We start from the raw sequence: 16,419 nt of genomic DNA on the forward strand, positions 1-16,419 counted from the left end.
GGGGGGCAGAAGCGTTAAATACCGAAGCGAAAAAACTCTATCGAATTCACGTTAAATTATTATCTTTTCAAAAGTCCCCCAGATTGGTAGCTTGGGGGGCAAAAGCTCTAAGCAACGAAGTGAAAGAACTTCATCAAATTGACATTAAATCAACTCAACATTTAACTCTCCAAACTTTGGTGACCAAAACCGACCACGAGAGTCAAAAAACGCTACTTCTTTACATTTGCCGCGACGATTTTCGGCGATCGTACATCTCAACATCGTCTTTTCTTGACCGTCTTTGGTGTAGATATATCGCTCTAACAAGGCTCCACAAACCGGACAGGGCGCATCTGTGAGAGAGTCAGCGATTGAGTCAGGCGATCGTGGTTTGTAAGATGAATTAGCTTTAGAAGTCGCTGGCTTTGTCGAAGATTTAACTGAAGATTTAGGCTTACTAGATGTTTTGCTGGGTGTTTTATTGGAGTGAGCGATCGCCGATTTAGTCGAAGATTTGCTAGAAGATTTAGCGATCGTTGCAGAAGATTTGGAAGATTTGACCGTCGAAGATTTTGCAGACAGTGACTTTTTAGATGGGCTGCTTCCCTCTGCACTGTAGCCGCCAAATGTCGAAGGATGCGAACTCTGAAAGCTCGTTTGAATGAATAATTTCGCTTGAGTTAAAGCAGGTTCAAAATAGGTGCGATGCCAGTCAGTCAAGTAGCGTTGCCAGTCTTGTTTTCCGGCAGCAATTTGATCAAGAACAGACTCCATCTGAGCCGTAAATTCAGGTTGAATTAAATCCGGTAAAGCTTTCACCAAAAATGCATCTAACTCCATGCCCAAAGCCGTCGGCTGCAATTTAGCTTTCACGACTTGAACGTATTCTCGATCTTTGAGCGTCTTCACCGTTGGCGCATAGGTACTGGGGCGGCCGATGCCTTTGCGTTCCATTAGTTGGACGAGCTTGGGTTCGGTGTAGCGCGGCGGTGGCTGAGTTTGTTTCTGCTCGGAGCCAGCTTGCTTGAGCGTCAAAGGCTGATTTTGTTGAAGGTTGGGCAACTCCAAATCGCTGCTGAGATTATTCCAATAGCAGGTGTAGCCTGCAAATGTGAGAATCTGCCCCCTCGCTTCCCAATAAGCCTCACCGGACTGGGTAACCACACGAGTTTTGGCGATTTGAGCCGGGGCACATTGAGACGCAACCGCCCGATTCCAGATCAGGTCATAGAGTTTGGCAGCCTCTCCAGAAAGATTGAGTTGTGCAGGCGTGCGATCGACCGCCGTCGGCCGGATTGCCTCATGCGCTTCTTGAGCCGTCTGACTAGAGCGGTGCTGCGTTGATCGCGTGGGTAGATTGTCGCGATCGTGCTTTTCGAGAAACTGCCGTACTGCGAGACAAAACTGCTCAGACAGCATCACCGAATCCGTTCGCATGTAGGTAATATGTCCGCCTTCATAAAGCGACTGAGCGATCTTCATCGTGGCATCTGGACTCAGCTTTAACTTAGCCCCCGCAGCTTGCTGCAACGTAGACGTAATGAAGGCTGGCGGCGGAGATTGGGTCGTGTTTTTGCGCTCAATCTGCACCACCTGATGGAGAGAAGACTGCGCGATCGCCACCAGTCGATCGGCTTCGGCTTGAGACGTGACGCGATCCGATTCAGGTGCTTCTTTGCCCTCTGCGGCATCGTCGGGGGAGGGGGCTGCTTTTTTCGTCGGATTCAAACTGCGTCGATAAAAAGCTTTGAACCCTTCGGCATAGTCCACCCATACACTCCAATAGTCCTGCGGCTTAAAGGCTAAAATTTCTTGCTCTCGCTGACACAACAGATGCAGCGTGGCACTTTGAACCCGTCCCATTGACTTTGCCCCATTGTTGAGCTTCCAGACGACATGCTTGCTGCCTTTGTAGCCCACCAGTTTGTCGAGACAGTCACGAGCGCGTCCCGCATCAATCAAGGCTTGATCCAACGATCGAGGAGAGGCGATCGCTTTCTTCACCACCGCCGGAGTAATTTCGCTGTAGACCACCCGCCGAGGATTTTTGAGCCGCAGTTCTTGCTGCAAATGCCAGCCGATCGTTTCCCCTTCGCGATCAGGATCAGTGGCAATATAAACCACATCCGCCTGTTTGACCGCTTGCCGCAAATCTGCCAGAACCTTTTTAGCGCGATCGCCCCTCGGTTCATAGCGACACTGGACGCGATCGCCCATCAAATCAAATCCTAGAGAATCTTCACCATCATTTGCTAACTCGCGCACATGCCCCAAACTGGCTTTCACCGTCCAACCTGCGCCCAAGATTTGGCTGAGTTTTTTAGATTTGCCAGGACTTTCAATCAAGAGTAGATTAGCCATACTTGCCTAAAAATGGCCTAAATAATGGGCGTGCAAACGGTCGAAAATTAGTTTCATTCATAGTACACTTGAATCAAGACGAGTGAAAAAATGTTTAATTAGCGAGTGGTTCCAAATCTTCTAGTAAAGAAATCTGCGAATTCTATCGTATTTTCAGCTTATGCATGTTAGCGTGAGAAAATTCGACTCGGCTGTGTCGTGCGTTGGTGCGCGTCTCTCCGAAGAGAAGTTCACCCGCTTTTGATTTTTGGAGACTTTCTCATGTCAATTTACGTCGGCAATCTCTCTTACGAGGTCAAACAAGAAGACCTGACTGAGATCTTTGCTGAATATGGAACGGTCAAGCGAGTGCAACTCCCTACTGACCGCGAAACTGGGCGGATGCGGGGCTTTGCGTTCGTCGAAATGAACAGTGATGCCGAAGAAGAAGCTGCTATTACTGCCCTCGACGGAGCAGAATGGATGGGGCGCGACCTGAAAGTGAACAAAGCCAAGCCTCGCGAAGATCGGGGGCCTGCGGGGGGTGGCAATCGATCGCCGCGTCGCTATTAGAATTAGACATTAGGCCGTCTTAGTTTGTCTAGGGGCGGATGTTTGCAGTCCGCTTCACTTTGATCACCCCTACAGTTCACTCACTCGGAGATTTCTATGACCCAAGTCATTCCAGGCGAAGACGAAAGAATTGATTCTGTATTGCGTCGCTTTAAGCGCGAAGTCTCTAAAGCGGGCATTTTCCCCGACATGCGGAAGCACCGTCACTTTGAGACTCCGATCGAAAAACGCAAGCGTAAAGCTCTGGCTAAACAAAAACAACGTCGATTCAATCGCTAAAGTTAATCCAACCCTCCGGGCATGTTGCAAATTACCCAACACATCACCATCCCTGAAAGTGAGATCGAAATGACGGCGATCCGCTCTCAGGGGGCAGGAGGGCAAAATGTCAACAAAGTAGCGAGTGCTATTCATCTAAGATTTGACATTGGAGCTTCGTCGCTGCCCGATCGCCTCAAGTCTGCCCTTTTAGACCTCAAAGATCAGCGCATCACCCAGGAAGGCGTGGTCGTGATCAAAGCTCAAGAGCATCGCAGCCAGGAGCAAAATCGAGAAGAAGCCTTAAAAAGACTGAGGGACTTGATCAAATCGGTGACGATCGTTCCTCGCAGACGTAAACCTACCAAGCCCACGCGCAGTTCTCAGAAAAAACGCCTTGAGAGCAAGATCAAGCGCAGTCAGGTGAAATCTTTAAGAAGACCCGTAACCGAGTGACGATTAGAATGGGGTTCGGCAGTTCAGACAGTTGACATCTGTACTTGCAGAATTTTAGAAAGAACTGTTCCTTTGGAAGCGTCGTTCTAGCCATTGATGTTGAGCAAAAATCAGAGCTTAACGTAGGCTTACGATCGCCCTTACCTACCCTTAACCAGTCTTAGAGAGAACTTCCGCTATTGTAATAGGGGTGTGCCTATTGAAGTTTCGTATCTAAGATTACTCGGTAGAGAGCATCCTTAAATTATGTCCAATTTGTTCGATATGGTCAGTAAAGGTGGGCCGGTCATGGTGCCGTTGGGAGTGCTGTTGATCGCCACGATCGCCTGTGCCCTGGAGCGAACGGTTTAACTGCTGGAAACGCTTGTAGGACTGGCTCCTTTGCTGGCCTTGTTGGGCGATGAGACATATCTCTCAGACCCTACTCACATGAAGACTTCAGACCTATCCGTTTGCAGTTAGAAACCGTCTTGATTCCATTCTGAACAACGCTACCAGACATGAAATTTAAACACCAAAAACAAGGATCACAAATGCCAGAAGTGAATCTGGTTCCGATGATGGATGTGATCATGACGATTCTCACTTTCTTCATTCTCGTCTCCATGTCTCTGACCAACTTTCAGGCAGTAGACGCATCACTACCGACTACAGACAAAGGAACGAATAAAGAAAGACCTCAAGATCCTCTAGTGATTGGTTTGGATCGACAGGGACGAGTCCTCATCGACACTGCTAATGTGAATGAGGCTCAAGTCGCTCAACAAGTTGTGACTTACTTTCAAAAGAATCCCAAAGGCAGCATTGTGCTCAAGGCAGACAAAGCCCTTCCTTACGAAAAAGTCGTGAAAACCCTGGGCGTACTGCGAGATGTGGGCGGCGATCGAGTCTCCCTGGCGATCGAGTAATCCAAATAAATTCATCTACCCAAACGTGAATTCGATCAAGCTTTTCGCTTTGGTGTTTAGCGCTTCTGCTCCTCAAGCTGCCAATTTTAGGGGACTTTAACATTAGAGTTCAAAGTCCCTCACTCTTAGAGAATTTAGCTTGCTTTCCCGAACGGCCAACCGCAGCGAGAGACTTCACTGAATTCACGTCACATTAACCAAATCGCCCTTCGACATAATCGCGAGTTCGAGAATTGTTGGCGGCGGTGAAGATGTCGGTGGTTGTTCCCATTTCGACTAGCTGACCGATGCGGCTTTCGTCGGTGCTAAAGAAGGCAGTGTAGTCGGAGACGCGAGAAGCTTGCTGCATGTTGTGAGTGACAATGACGATCGTCAACTCTTCTCTAAGTTGGTGGATCAGTTCTTCGATCTTCATGGTGGCGATCGGGTCTAGCGCAGAACAAGGCTCGTCCATTAACAGAATTTTGGGTTTGACGGAGAGCGATCGAGCGATACAAAGTCGCTGTTGTTGACCACCGGATAAGCCCAGAGCCGATTTGCCCAAGTTATCTTTGACCTCATCCCAGAGGGCTGCTCCTCGCAGCGCAGTTTCGACGATTTCATCCAGGGTCGATCGCGACGGACGGCTAAACACCCGCACCCCGTAAGCCACATTGTCGTAAATGCTCATCGGAAAGGGATTGGGCTTTTGAAACACCATGCCGATTTGTTGCCGCAGTCGATTGAGGTTCACGCGCCGACTGTAGATGTCTTGACCAAAAAATTTGACCTGTCCCTCAACCCGCACGTTGCCTTCTAGTTCACCAATTCGATTGAGCGCTTTGATAAAAGTCGATTTGCCACAGCCAGACGGGCCAATAATCGCAGTCACCTGACTGGAATAAATGTCCATCGAAACGCCTTCTACTGCTTTGCGATCGCCGTAATAAAAGCTCAAATTTTGCACACAAAGCGCGAGTGAACTGTCTTTATTGGAAGTGAGGGATCGATCGAGTCTAGGTTGCATAACTTAACGAGAAGGTGAGCTTTTGTGAGTAATCAGGCGTGACAAAATGTTGGTGATCAAAACCATTCCCAATAAAATGACAGAGGCGCTCCAGGCTAACTGATACTGTTCGTTGGCGGCGGAGTTGGCATAGTTGTAAATCAAGACTGGAAGGGACGCGATCGGCCCGCTGAGTCCTTCGATCCAGCCCTGGCTAAAGAGAGCAGTTAATAGTAAAGGAGCCGTCTCACCTGCGGCACGAGCGATCGCTAACAGAATGCCAGTCGTAATCCCTGGTAATGCGGACGCTAATACAATTCGGAATGTAGTTTGCATCGAGTTTGCACCCAGAGCAGCAGACGCAAGCCGTTGGGGAACTGGAACGAGCTTCAATGCTTCCTCAGTTGCTAAAACGATAATCGGCAACATAATGATCGACAACGCAAAACTGCCTGCGAATGCAGAAAAAGATTTCGTCGTTACAACAATTACACCGTATGCAAAAACTCCTACGACGATCGACGGCACAGCACTCAGAATTGATACAACAAAACGAATCGTCCGAGCGATCGAGCTTTGCTTCCCAAATTCAGATAGATACACCGCAGTCGATACGCCGATCGGAACGCTAATCAGAGTCGCAAGACTCACCATGAGCATCGTTCCCAAAATCGCATTTCCAAAGCCATTGGGCCCCTCAACGCCAACAGGAGCAGGCAGGGCTGTAAAAGTCTCCCACTTGAGATGAGGCAAGCCTTTGCTAAGAATTTCAAACAAAATCGACAGCAGGGGAAGCAGTGCCAGCCCGGTGAGCAGGAAAGCGATCGCGGTCATCCCATAGGTGAAGAGAGTCCGGGTAGCGGGTAGGGGTTTGGTCAGTTCTTGATCCATTGAAACAGGGAGGAGGGAGGAGGGATAAAATGATCAGCGTATTTTTAGTAGTAAATTTAGTAATCAATCTAGTTGTTTTTGAAGCTGAAGACTTGCACTAAAAAGACGGCCCCAATATTTACGAGCAATGTTAGAGCGAATAGAATGAGCGCCAGATACATTAACGATCCGATGTGAATTTGCTCTAATGCTTCAGGGAATTGGTTGGCGAGAATGGCAGGAATGGTATTGCCTGAGTCGAATAGTGACACACTCAACTGATCAGAGTTGCCAATTACCATCGTTACAGCCATCGTTTCGCCTAATGCTCGACCTAACGCTAACATGATCGCTCCAATGATTCCTGAAGCACTCGACGGAAGTAATACCGAAAAGATGGTTTCCCAACGAGTTGCGCCCAGTGCCATTGATGCCGTTCTCAAATCGCGAGGAATGGATAGCAGAACTTCTCGACTAATCGCAGCGATCGTGGGCAAAATCATCACCGATAAAATCACACCCGCCACAAATACACTCGGCCCAAAGGTTTCAGTGCTAAACAAAGGCACCCAACTGAACTGTTGATATAACCATAATTGAAATGGCTTGAGGAATGGAATCAAAACCAAAATACCCCAAAAGCCCACAATCACACTGGGAATCGACGCGATTAGCTCAATCAAGAAACTGAGGGGCGATCGTACCCACGGCGGCAAAAAGTTTTCACTCGTGATCAGAGCCACTGCAAGCCCGACGGGGATGGCAATGAGAAGGGCGAGCGCCGAACTGATCAGCGTTCCATAAATATAGGTGATAGCCCCAAATTGAAGCTCGTTCACATCCCATTCCTGGCGCGTCAAAAATCCTAATCCAAACGCTTGAATGGCAGGTTTTGCTTCAACAAAAATCACCCACCCCATCCAAAACAAAATCGCCACCGTCGCCAGGGCGATTCCTTGAACGATACGCGCAAATCCTTGATCTAACCAGGACGTGTCTTGTTCGCTGGTAAGCAGGCTGGGAGTGGCGCGATCGCTCAATTCAACGGGGTCAACAGTCATGAGTCATTCAACCTCAATAAAGGACAGGGGAGAAAGTGGATTGCAGGCGCTTAAAACAGTCCTGATTTCACCTTCTCCCGCCCGTGGATTAGAAGGTAAACGTCGTTCTCAACGTACCCACGTAGATCGTGTCATTGGCGCTGTTGTGTTCTGGGTTGAGAATCACCAAAACACCAGGCGTAATCGCGATGTTATCATTCAACCGATAGCGATAAAACGCTTCTATGTGATATGACGTGTCGCTGTCTTCTCGACGGACGCTGGTCGCGGTGCGATTGTTTAATCCGTAATCGTTGTCGGTCACTTTTGGAGGCATCCCAAAGACAATGCCGCCCAGGTTGCCTTCCTTGAGCAAATCAGGAAACGCCAGGGTGACGGCCCAGTTCCAGATGGTGGCTTTGTCTCCCCGACGGACGAAGGGATCGATCGCTGATCCGCCCCCGATGACGCGCCGTTCTGCTTTGGCATCCGTAACACCTGCCCAGCCCGAAACAATGAATTTAGAGCTTAAGCGAATGCTGCCTTGTAGTCCAACCGCATTGGTCGTCGTCGGAACGTTGGTTAATCTCTGGGCTGCGGTCGCCGTGGTCGAAGCGTCCGTTTGTTGTGAGCTATTAAACGGGTTGTTTGCAAATCCGCTGCCTGTACTGCCCGAAATGCCCGCTCCGGTGCTGTAATAGGCGTTGACGTAAGTGACCCCCAGCCCGATGTTGGGAGTTGGTTGAAACACAAGCTGTGCCAGGGCTGCATGACTGCCGTTAAACAAGCCACGATCAACCGTCGGATCTTGTGCGTCCCCTGTGGGAGCCAGATAGCCCAGCGATAAGGTGAGTTTGTTTCCTACCGTAAATTCTGGGCCAAACTTCTGGTTGATGATGACCCCCGTTCCGGTAGAGGCTCTAAAAATCGGGTTGTAGCGCCCAAATCGAGAAATCGCTCCAGAACCGCTCGATTCTACAGGACTTAATGTTGGAACTGAATCGTTGAACTCCAAACCATCGTTGGTGCCTGTTCCGACGAAAACAGTCGTTAAGTCGCCGAGGGGAAAGCGATATTCCAAACGGTTTAATTCAACGGTGTTTTCGTTAGAGCCGTCATAGCCCAGGCGGGTCATGTTGGTGTTGGTCACCGCCCCACTAAAAGAAGTGATGTTTCTGGCTTGCAGACGAGTTCTCAGGCGATCGCGTCCCGTAAAGCTAGAGTCCAGTGCGAGACGAACGCGAGTTGCAAGGATGGCATTGTCTTGGACATTTCTAGCAGCACCCGCCCCGATCGCATTCGTGATCGCTGTGTTTCGAGCGGCTGCCGAGGTGCCTGGAAAATCAATGACGCGCTGCACATCTGAGTTGATGGCTCGTTCATCGCCAAAAGCCTGACTTACGGAGAAAATAACTTCTCCAGCGAGTTTGGTGGTGGTTGAGAATTGCTGCTTTTCGAGCGTCGTGGTGCGGGCTTCGAGCGAATCGACCATCCCGCGAATCGTCGCCAACTCAGCCGCAAATTCTTCTTGCAGTTTTTGCAGGGTGGCGAGATCTTCTTTTTTGACCAAATCAGCCGTCGATGCCGCGATTAGTTCGTTGACGCGATCGAGACACGCATTCACCCCAGCCGCAAATTCGTAGCGAGTCAGGGCCCGATTGCCGCGATAGGTCTTGTCAGGATAGCCTGCAATACAGCCATAGCGCTCGACGAGAGACTGCAACGCTTGAAACGCCCAGTCGGTGGGACGCACATCCGAAAGCTGTGAGACAGACGTGACTTGAGCCAGGGGCGCATTCGCATCAACCTGATTCAGCACTTGACTGACTGAAGGGGTTGCCTGTGCCAATTGGGTCGTTGAAACTTCTGGTTGAACAGGAGCTTCCGGGACGGCCGCAACTGCGGCGATCGCGCTAAAACACAGAGAAACTGGAGCGATCCCCAGCAAACTCCAGAAAAGTCTAGACATTGTACTAAATTCCTCACATCACAAATTAAATGAACCTGAATATCGTCTGGTATTGAAACGCTGAATGATGAACTTCAGATATCAAAATCAAAAAGCTATCATCCAGTCGTCCCACGATTGATAGCAAAATGCTTTGAGCTTCTAAGGTTTTACCTGATCCTTTACAGTTTGCAGTACCCTTTGGGCATCAGCAGGTTTGAGGCGAGCAAAGCCGAGGGTGTTGTTGATGTTTTGACCATCGGTTAGCACCCACTCAATCCACTTCCTGATTGCGGCAGATTTTTCTGGGCTGTCATATTGCTTGTAAACCATCATCCAGGTTAGGCCGGTGATCGGGTAGCCTGCATCCGGGTCGCCGTTGAACACGCGGAAGTTGTCGGGTAGAGTCAAAGACCCGATCGCAGCATTGGTTGCATCGAGTGAAGGAGAGAGCCATTCTCCTTTCTTACTCTGTACCTGAGCAACGGTCAGTTTGTTTTCCTCAGCATAAGACTGCTCGACATAGCCAATCGAGTTAGCTGTCTGCTTGACTTGAGCCGAAACCCCAGCATTTCCGCGCCCTTTCAAGGGGTTAGATGTCCACTTAGGAGCCGTGCCAACACCCACTCTTCCTTTAAAGTAAGGGCTAACCGCACTCAGGTGATTCACAAATACAAACGTTGTACCACTACCGTCTGCACGAACGACTGTTTTGATATCAGAGTTGGGCAGATTGACACCAGGGTTATCAGCCACAATTTTGGGATCGTTCCAGCGAGTGATGCGCCCGGCAAAGATATCGGGCAAAACTTGACGGCCAAGCTTTAAATTCGGAACGCCAGGAAGATTGTAAATCGGAACAACAGACCCTCCAGCCGTGGGAACGAGAATAATCCCGCCCCGTTTTTGTGGGACTTTTGCAATATCTGCATCCGTCATGGCTGCATCACTGCCGCCAAAGTCAACCACACCCGCGATCGTTTGACGAATTCCAGCCCCACTACCGACCGCTTGATAGTTTACTGAAATGCCTGTTTTTTTCTGAAACTCGGCGCGATAACGGTCATAGAGTAAAGCCGGAAAAGTTGCCCCCGCTCCATTGAGCGTCACCGCTTGAGCAATTGCGGTCAAAACGGGACTAAATGCGATCGCAGCAGTCACCACTGAGGCAGTAACAGCACGACGCAGAGCAGTTGTAGAAAATGACATTGTGCCTCGTCCTCAACAAAGACCGAATTAATACTGAAGTCACACTGACAACCCTACAACTTAAGTAGTTAAGCCAAAACAAACGAAAGAATAATGAATGGTTAATTTCTATTTAATCTTTAGTTAAATTTTAGCGAACGGAAGATTAAATACAATCTGAAACGCATTACAGCATAGAATCTTGATGAATTTGAGGTCACTACAACTCTGTCCAAGGTTGTATATTGATCAATGCAAACTGACAAAGGTTTTATCACGCTGACTGATCAGACCAACATTGCTGTAAGTTTTGTTGTAGTTATCGAGAGTTGCTACCCTAAGTAACTGCTAATTCAACGACTTAGAATAAATCAGTAAATCGACTGAGGAATCTAGTTGATCTACTGAAGATAGAAAAAATTCAATGCTAATATGACTCACGACTAACCGGATCGCCAACAGATCCTCTATCGTTAGTAGGGAAGCGATCGACCACAAGTTTTTGACTACCGTAAACAAACAATTCTGAGTCTTCAAGGCTCACATTGTTCTGTTGCCCACTTCTCAACCTTTCCTCCCTCATCCCTCCCAAGCAGACCCCCGCAAAACGGCTCATGATCAAATCTCTTCCTCTACCCTCTCTGCCTCCATTGCAGACGCTATTTCGCCCGATGCTGTTTGCCGCTTTGGGGCTGCACGCCCTGTTTTTGTTTGTCCCGTTTCCTGAAGAGCAGAAAAAGCCGCCCGAAGACAAAGAGGCTCCCGTCAAAATCACCCAACTGCCCACAACCAAAGCAGGCGCTCAGACCAAACTCACCCCCAGAGTCACGGTTCCCAAAGCGACCCGGCCCTCCACGCCCAAAATTAACCGTCCCTCAACTAGCCCCACCGTCTTAAAAACGCTGCCACAACTTACACCAGCGACAGAAACGCCGACTCCTCCTGCCGCGCAAGGGACAAATGCCAGCAGAAACGAAAACGTCACCAATCCCTTCGCCGATTTTCCTCATTTTCAGCCGTCTACACCCGACTGCTTTGCCAAAGGACTGGGCGAAAATTGCCGAATCGCCACTGGCACATTGGATGCTGTCGCCAACTTTTATCAATCTGAACCCAAGAAAAAAGGCTTTAACGTTCAGCCAGCCGGAGACGAAGGCGGCGCAAAGTATTTTCAGGTTTCCAAAGGCGAACAGACGCTCTTTCTCAGCTTGCTTCCAGATGGTAGTACTACGGTCGTCGTGCTGGCTCCTGAGCGCATTCAGGATCTCTCTACCCTCAAAGGGGCTGTGGTGCCTCCCGAAGAGTTTGTCGAGATGATTGGTTCAGTCTTTCCGCCGGGGCGAGACAACGTGGAGGGAGACATTCCCACCGTAGACCAGTTTGAGCAGCCGCAGTTCTTTTTCGGTCAGATTCCAACCGAAGAAGAGGCTCAGAATGGAATACCAGCAGTGCCTAGAAAAGGCATCGATCGCCTAAAGTTTTCAGCAGGTCAAGCTCCAGATGCCTTTTACAACACCTTTCTGGCAGCAGAATTGAATACTATCTTCACAGAAGGGGTGACTAAACTGGGAGCCTTTGGGGGTGGCGAGCTTTACCAACTCAAGAAAGGCAGCACGACTATTTTTATCAGCCTGGTGCCCATGAAGGGAGAAGTTGGAACGATTCTCGTCACTTGGCTCAAAGATCCCAGAGGTTAGCCGTCTGCCCAATTTTGAATCCAAATATTGAATCAGGGTAAAAACAAAGATCCCCGCTTTCTGAAAAGAGATTGGGGATCTCATTGAAATTGGGTTCGTGACTCGGCACAGGTTGTTTAAAGCCCGTCGTCTCAAAGTCAAGGGACGAAAAAAGCATCAGGATTTGTTCATCTCTCATCCCTCTCGCGAAGCGTGCCAAAGGCAACCCCTCATCCCTGGCTTGACGAAGTATTAAACCCCCGATCGCCCGCCTCTCTTTTTAAGCAGCCATCCACTTAAGCCGAGCAGCACCAGGCTTCCCGCTGTCGTCGGTTCGGGGACTTTTGACGGGGGGACAAATCCTTTGAGGTCGTCACCGCTCACCTTAAAGGAGTACAGAAAGGTTGGAATTAGCGTTTCTCCAGTCGGACAGCCCGCATCCAGCGCAACTTGAGTGCCCCCAGTGCAAACATCAGATTGAACACCGCTACTATTTTGGGTGACGCTAAAGTCGTTGTCGGTGCCCACCAAAACTGCATAGGAACCATCTTTGAGTTTGGGGCCGATCGCCAGTCCTTCCATCTTTTCAGGAATTCTCATGTTTGCGGTTTTGAGCAATCCGGCGATATCCAAAAACAGAGATTTGGTAACTGGAGTCACACCCTTGGGAAGTGCATTGGTTCCTGCGAGGCTGACAGCTTGCACGTTGGTCGCGCCTGCCAGACTGATTTTAAACACGCGCTTGCTGCCCACCGGAGTTGTGCCTTTCGGATCTTCTACGCCAATGCCACGATTGTCTCGTTCTAAGACCAAAAACTCCTGATCATTGATCGCCGTGATCGCACTGATGCCAATATTTCGTCCCTGAGCATTTGCACCAAAGTCGTCTGCTGTGCCCGGAATGCGATCGTTGATGTCGGCGCGGTCTTCTAGCTGATAGAGATATTGAGCCGTGCTTTTTCCAGTTTGGGTGTCAAATTCCACAATGCGAATGTTGCGTCCCCGGCGACCATCCGGATCGCCTTCATTCACCAAAGGATCTTGCAGCATCGCATACAGCTTTGAGCCATCAGGACTGAGCGTCGCTCCTTCAAAGCCCCGATTGTCTTGGCGACCTGTGGTGATCGTTGGGCGACCGTCAAAAAAGTTGGGCGTTTTTCCTTCTCTAGGAATCAGATTGTCAGGCGTGGTCAGCGATCGCACAAACACTCCCTTGGGCGTAAATTCGTTAATCGATGGCCCATACTCATCAGACACATAAAAGTTGCCGTTTGGAGCCACCACAAAGCCTTCTGGGTCAAAGCTCAGACCCAATTTGGCTGAGTCACCATTCAAGACTTTAGGGTTCAACCCATTAAAGTTTTGCCCCTCTTTGGTAAACAGAATGGTGTCGAGCAGCTTAAAGCCTCCAACCTCACCCGTTTGAGCATTTACATTTAGAGACAGCTTTTGTACCCGCGTGTTGTAGGCGATCGTTCCGCCACCCGGCCCCCGATCCGCCAAACTATAGTAGACATCTTCGTGGCGATCGTAGTAAAGGTCTGAGAAAAAACCGAGACGATTGACATTTGCACCATTTCCAGGATTTTTGTCAGTGGATTCTCCAGGAATGGTCAAGCTATTGACTAATACCCCTGCTTTAGCGGCAGTCGGCAATGCTGCCATCGTCAGAAGCAGCAAGCCATGAGTCAGTAGAAACCGAGCGTTCGATCGCAACATTTTGAGCGTATAAATCACTACAATTTCAGCATTCTATGAATTTATTAAGACGACTTTAAGCTAGCTTTAAGTGCTGAGCTTCTTCTTGGCTACTTTATACAAAAGTTCCGTATTTAAGCGTAGGTTGAGGAACGGGTGAAGCTTGCCGGATCGGTTGATGAGTCAAAAATTTGTTTTCTAATCCGTGACGATCTCACCTCACCTCAAAGTTTTTAATGTCATTTCCAGACGTTGCTACGCGATGTGCAACTTTTCCTAAACGCTTGAAGATAACCTGCCCTCACCCTAGCCCTCTCCCCAAGGAGAGGGAATCGGACAAGCTTTGAAAGTCCTTCTCCCTGGGGAGAAGGGTTGGGATGAGGGCAAGTTAGTTGCACATCGCGTGTTGCTGAATTACAGAATGAATTGTCCCCAGTGCAGAGGGAAATCAAACCTTCAAAGTCCCTCAGATTAGGGGATTTAGGGGGCGAAAAGATGAACGCTTCTCACAGATCATCCCTGTTATCTGCAATACCCATTTCTATTCCAGCAAGTGTCGAGCAGTGATCCACCCGCCGTCATCAACCTTTAGAGCAAGCGCTGATCATCTGTAAGCGTCGATCGGTTCTCAATAACGGCTGCAACTCATCCGCAGGGAGCGGCGGACTGTAGAGAAACCCCTGCATCGCTTGACAGCCAATCTCCCTCAAAAAGAGCAGTTGCTTATGCGTTTCGACCCCTTCTGCAATCACTTCTAGCTTCAGGCTTTGAGCCATCGCCATAATTGCGGTCGAGATTGCCGCCGCCCCTCGGTTGACCGTTGCCTCCCGCACAAACGTCTGATCCATCTTGAGCGTATCGATCGGCAAATGGTTGAGATAATTGAGCGATGAATAGCCCGTCCCAAAGTCGTCGATCGAGATTTCTACACCAATCTTCTTGAGCGATCGCAGCGTTTTGATCGTCGAATTTACATCCTTCATCAGACAAGTTTCGGTCAGTTCCAAGACCAATAACTCAGGAGCAAGCCCCGTTTCTTGCAAAATTTGCGCCACCCGTTGCGCCAGATCCGCCTGCTGAAACTGACGCATCGACAAATTAACCGAGACCTGAAGCGGTTGAAGACTCATCTGCTGCCACTGTTGCGCTTGTAGACAGGCCGTTCTTAACACCCACTCGCCGATCGGAATAATCAACCCCATCTCTTCGGCAACCGGAATAAACGCATTCGGCGGAATCATTCCCCGCTGAGGGTGACACCAGCGAATCAGCGACTCCACGCCCACAATCTGACCCGTCATCAGGTTGACCTGTGGCTGATAATAAAGCTGAAACTCTGACTGCTCAAGCGCTTTACCCAGGTCAGACTCAATTAATCGCCGCTCGGCCTCCACCGCATCCATCGTCAGGTTATAAAACATATAGCTGCTCTGTCCCTGCTTTTGACACCAGCGCCTCGCCGTTTCTGCCCTCAAGACCAACTCTTCCGAACTTTTGGCATGTCGAGAATGTAAGGCAACCCCAATGCTGACCTGCACCCTGATCTCGTGTCCCTTGAGAGAATAGAGGCTTGTCACTGCCGTCAAAATCAGTTGTGCAACATCCGCAACCGCTTGCTGATCAAGGACGCTTGTCAAAACTACCCCAAACTCATCGGCACCCATGCGAGCAATGAGACTGGCTGATTGGACAGTTTTTTGGAGCCGCTGACCGATCGTTTGCAGCAACTCGTCGCCAATTCCATGACCATAGGTAGCATTGATGGTTCTAAACCGATTGACATTGACACAGAGCACCGCGATCGACTGCTCTTGATTTGACTGCTCCATCGCCCGTTGAAGATGCTGGTGAAGCAGAAAGCGACTAGGCAAATTGGTCAACGAGTCAGTATGCGCGATCGACTGCAAAAATGAGTGCGACGACTGGCTATAAGTCTGTAAGAGGACTGCTTTTTTTTTAAGGCGTGACTGAATAGCTTCTAGCAAGTCAGCGATGGCACAAGGCTTCGTCAAATAGTCATCGGCTCCTAAATTCATGCCGCGACGAACGTCAGAACGATCGCCCTTAGCGCTGAGAAAAATCACCGGAATCGTCGCCGTGTCAGGGTCTTGGCGTAGACCTTCAAGGACACCATAACCGTCGAGTTCGGGCATTCTAATATCGCAGAGAATGATATCGGGTCGATAGGCTTTGGCTTTGGCAATCCCAGCGGCTCCGTGTTCTGCCCCGATCGACTGAAAGCCTTCTAACTCTAAAATCTCTAGTAGATTATCAAGGATGATGTCCTCGTCTTCGATTACTAGAATAGTCGCCATTTGTTTATTCAAGGAAATTTAAGAGAGCGGTCACAGAACGTCGAAAAAATGATTTAGCGATAAGACTTGGGCAAAAAGAGCGGGTGTACAACTCAACTTAAAAAACAGTTTACACGCACTAATTTTGACCGCAATCCTGGTTGTTGAGGGGCAGATCATCAATTTGAACGTTGCAGAAGCGC

Annotated in this window: 13 protein-coding genes; 5 read left to right on the top strand and 8 right to left on the bottom strand. The window is 49.3% G+C overall.

All coding sequences use genetic code 11. The annotated features are described in order from the left end of the window. Positions 1-144: 144 nt before the first annotated feature. Entirely contained in the window at positions 145-2,343 is a 2,199-nt protein-coding gene (gene topA / locus ACJ2PR_RS31050; RefSeq protein ID WP_446879880.1) for a type I DNA topoisomerase, read from the bottom strand. Between the two features lie 261 nt (positions 2,344-2,604). Between topA and ACJ2PR_RS31055 the strand changes: the two genes are divergently transcribed. From ACJ2PR_RS31055 to ACJ2PR_RS31070, 4 genes are all read left to right on the top strand, one after another. Further along, the gene (locus ACJ2PR_RS31055; RefSeq protein ID WP_446857290.1) at positions 2,605-2,895 is read left to right on the top strand and encodes an RNA recognition motif domain-containing protein; all 291 of its coding nucleotides are present in this window, start codon (positions 2,605-2,607) and stop codon (positions 2,893-2,895) included. A gap of 96 nt (positions 2,896-2,991) precedes the next feature. Next, positions 2,992-3,174 (top strand): 30S ribosomal protein S21, encoded by a 183-nt coding sequence (gene rpsU / locus ACJ2PR_RS31060; RefSeq protein WP_446857291.1) that lies wholly within the window; start codon positions 2,992-2,994, stop codon positions 3,172-3,174. Between the two features lie 21 nt (positions 3,175-3,195). Then, positions 3,196-3,609: an alternative ribosome rescue aminoacyl-tRNA hydrolase ArfB gene (gene arfB / locus ACJ2PR_RS31065; RefSeq protein ID WP_446879881.1), complete on the top strand. Its 414-nt coding sequence runs from the start codon at positions 3,196-3,198 to the stop codon at positions 3,607-3,609. A 500-nt stretch (positions 3,610-4,109) separates the two neighbouring features. After that, positions 4,110-4,517, top strand: a complete 408-nt coding sequence (locus ACJ2PR_RS31070; RefSeq protein ID WP_446857293.1) for an ExbD/TolR family protein — start codon at positions 4,110-4,112, stop codon at positions 4,515-4,517. A 193-nt stretch (positions 4,518-4,710) separates the two neighbouring features. Here ACJ2PR_RS31070 and pstB read toward each other — a convergent pair whose 3' ends face one another. From pstB to pstS, 5 genes are all read right to left on the bottom strand, one after another. After that, on the bottom strand, positions 4,711-5,523 hold the full coding sequence (gene pstB, locus ACJ2PR_RS31075) for a phosphate ABC transporter ATP-binding protein PstB (protein WP_446879882.1): 813 nt from the start codon (positions 5,521-5,523) through the stop codon (positions 4,711-4,713). A gap of 3 nt (positions 5,524-5,526) precedes the next feature. Next, positions 5,527-6,393: a phosphate ABC transporter permease PstA gene (gene pstA / locus ACJ2PR_RS31080; RefSeq protein ID WP_446879883.1), complete on the bottom strand. Its 867-nt coding sequence runs from the start codon at positions 6,391-6,393 to the stop codon at positions 5,527-5,529. Positions 6,394-6,461: 68 nt separating this feature from the next. Next, a complete protein-coding gene (pstC, locus tag ACJ2PR_RS31085; RefSeq protein ID WP_446879884.1) occupies positions 6,462-7,433 on the bottom strand; it encodes a phosphate ABC transporter permease subunit PstC in 972 nt (323 codons plus the stop codon). Between the two features lie 88 nt (positions 7,434-7,521). Then, a complete protein-coding gene (locus ACJ2PR_RS31090; RefSeq protein WP_446879885.1) occupies positions 7,522-9,381 on the bottom strand; it encodes an iron uptake porin in 1,860 nt (619 codons plus the stop codon). Positions 9,382-9,522: 141 nt separating this feature from the next. Then, complete coding sequence (pstS, locus tag ACJ2PR_RS31095; RefSeq protein WP_446879886.1) at positions 9,523-10,569, bottom strand: phosphate ABC transporter substrate-binding protein PstS; 1,047 nt, start codon at positions 10,567-10,569, stop codon at positions 9,523-9,525. Positions 10,570-11,162: 593 nt separating this feature from the next. Here pstS and ACJ2PR_RS31100 point away from each other — a divergent pair. Further along, positions 11,163-12,245 (top strand): hypothetical protein, encoded by a 1,083-nt coding sequence (locus ACJ2PR_RS31100; protein ID WP_446879887.1) that lies wholly within the window; start codon positions 11,163-11,165, stop codon positions 12,243-12,245. 231 nt (positions 12,246-12,476) lie between these two features. Here the strand turns inward: ACJ2PR_RS31100 and ACJ2PR_RS31105 are convergent, their stop codons facing one another. After that, a complete protein-coding gene (locus ACJ2PR_RS31105; RefSeq protein WP_446879888.1) occupies positions 12,477-13,961 on the bottom strand; it encodes an esterase-like activity of phytase family protein in 1,485 nt (494 codons plus the stop codon). Positions 13,962-14,503: 542 nt separating this feature from the next. Beyond that, positions 14,504-16,237, bottom strand: a complete 1,734-nt coding sequence (locus tag ACJ2PR_RS31110) for a putative bifunctional diguanylate cyclase/phosphodiesterase (protein ID WP_446857301.1) — start codon at positions 16,235-16,237, stop codon at positions 14,504-14,506. Positions 16,238-16,419: the final 182 nt, after the last annotated feature.

This window comes from Phormidesmis sp. 146-33 (assembly GCF_052939515.1).

Coding starts and splice junctions, on each gene's coding strand:
- ACJ2PR_RS31110 (WP_446857301.1), bottom strand. CDS start 16,237: ATGGCGACTATTCTAGTAATCGAAGACGAGGACATCATCCTTGATAAT.
- ACJ2PR_RS31055 (WP_446857290.1), top strand. CDS start 2,605: ATGTCAATTTACGTCGGCAATCTCTCTTACGAGGTCAAACAAGAAGAC.
- topA (WP_446879880.1), bottom strand. CDS start 2,343: ATGGCTAATCTACTCTTGATTGAAAGTCCTGGCAAATCTAAAAAACTC.
- rpsU (WP_446857291.1), top strand. CDS start 2,992: ATGACCCAAGTCATTCCAGGCGAAGACGAAAGAATTGATTCTGTATTG.
- arfB (WP_446879881.1), top strand. CDS start 3,196: ATGTTGCAAATTACCCAACACATCACCATCCCTGAAAGTGAGATCGAA.
- ACJ2PR_RS31100 (WP_446879887.1), top strand. CDS start 11,163: ATGATCAAATCTCTTCCTCTACCCTCTCTGCCTCCATTGCAGACGCTA.
- ACJ2PR_RS31090 (WP_446879885.1), bottom strand. CDS start 9,381: ATGTCTAGACTTTTCTGGAGTTTGCTGGGGATCGCTCCAGTTTCTCTG.
- pstB (WP_446879882.1), bottom strand. CDS start 5,523: ATGCAACCTAGACTCGATCGATCCCTCACTTCCAATAAAGACAGTTCA.
- ACJ2PR_RS31070 (WP_446857293.1), top strand. CDS start 4,110: ATGAAATTTAAACACCAAAAACAAGGATCACAAATGCCAGAAGTGAAT.
- pstC (WP_446879884.1), bottom strand. CDS start 7,433: ATGACTGTTGACCCCGTTGAATTGAGCGATCGCGCCACTCCCAGCCTG.
- pstA (WP_446879883.1), bottom strand. CDS start 6,393: ATGGATCAAGAACTGACCAAACCCCTACCCGCTACCCGGACTCTCTTC.
- pstS (WP_446879886.1), bottom strand. CDS start 10,569: ATGTCATTTTCTACAACTGCTCTGCGTCGTGCTGTTACTGCCTCAGTG.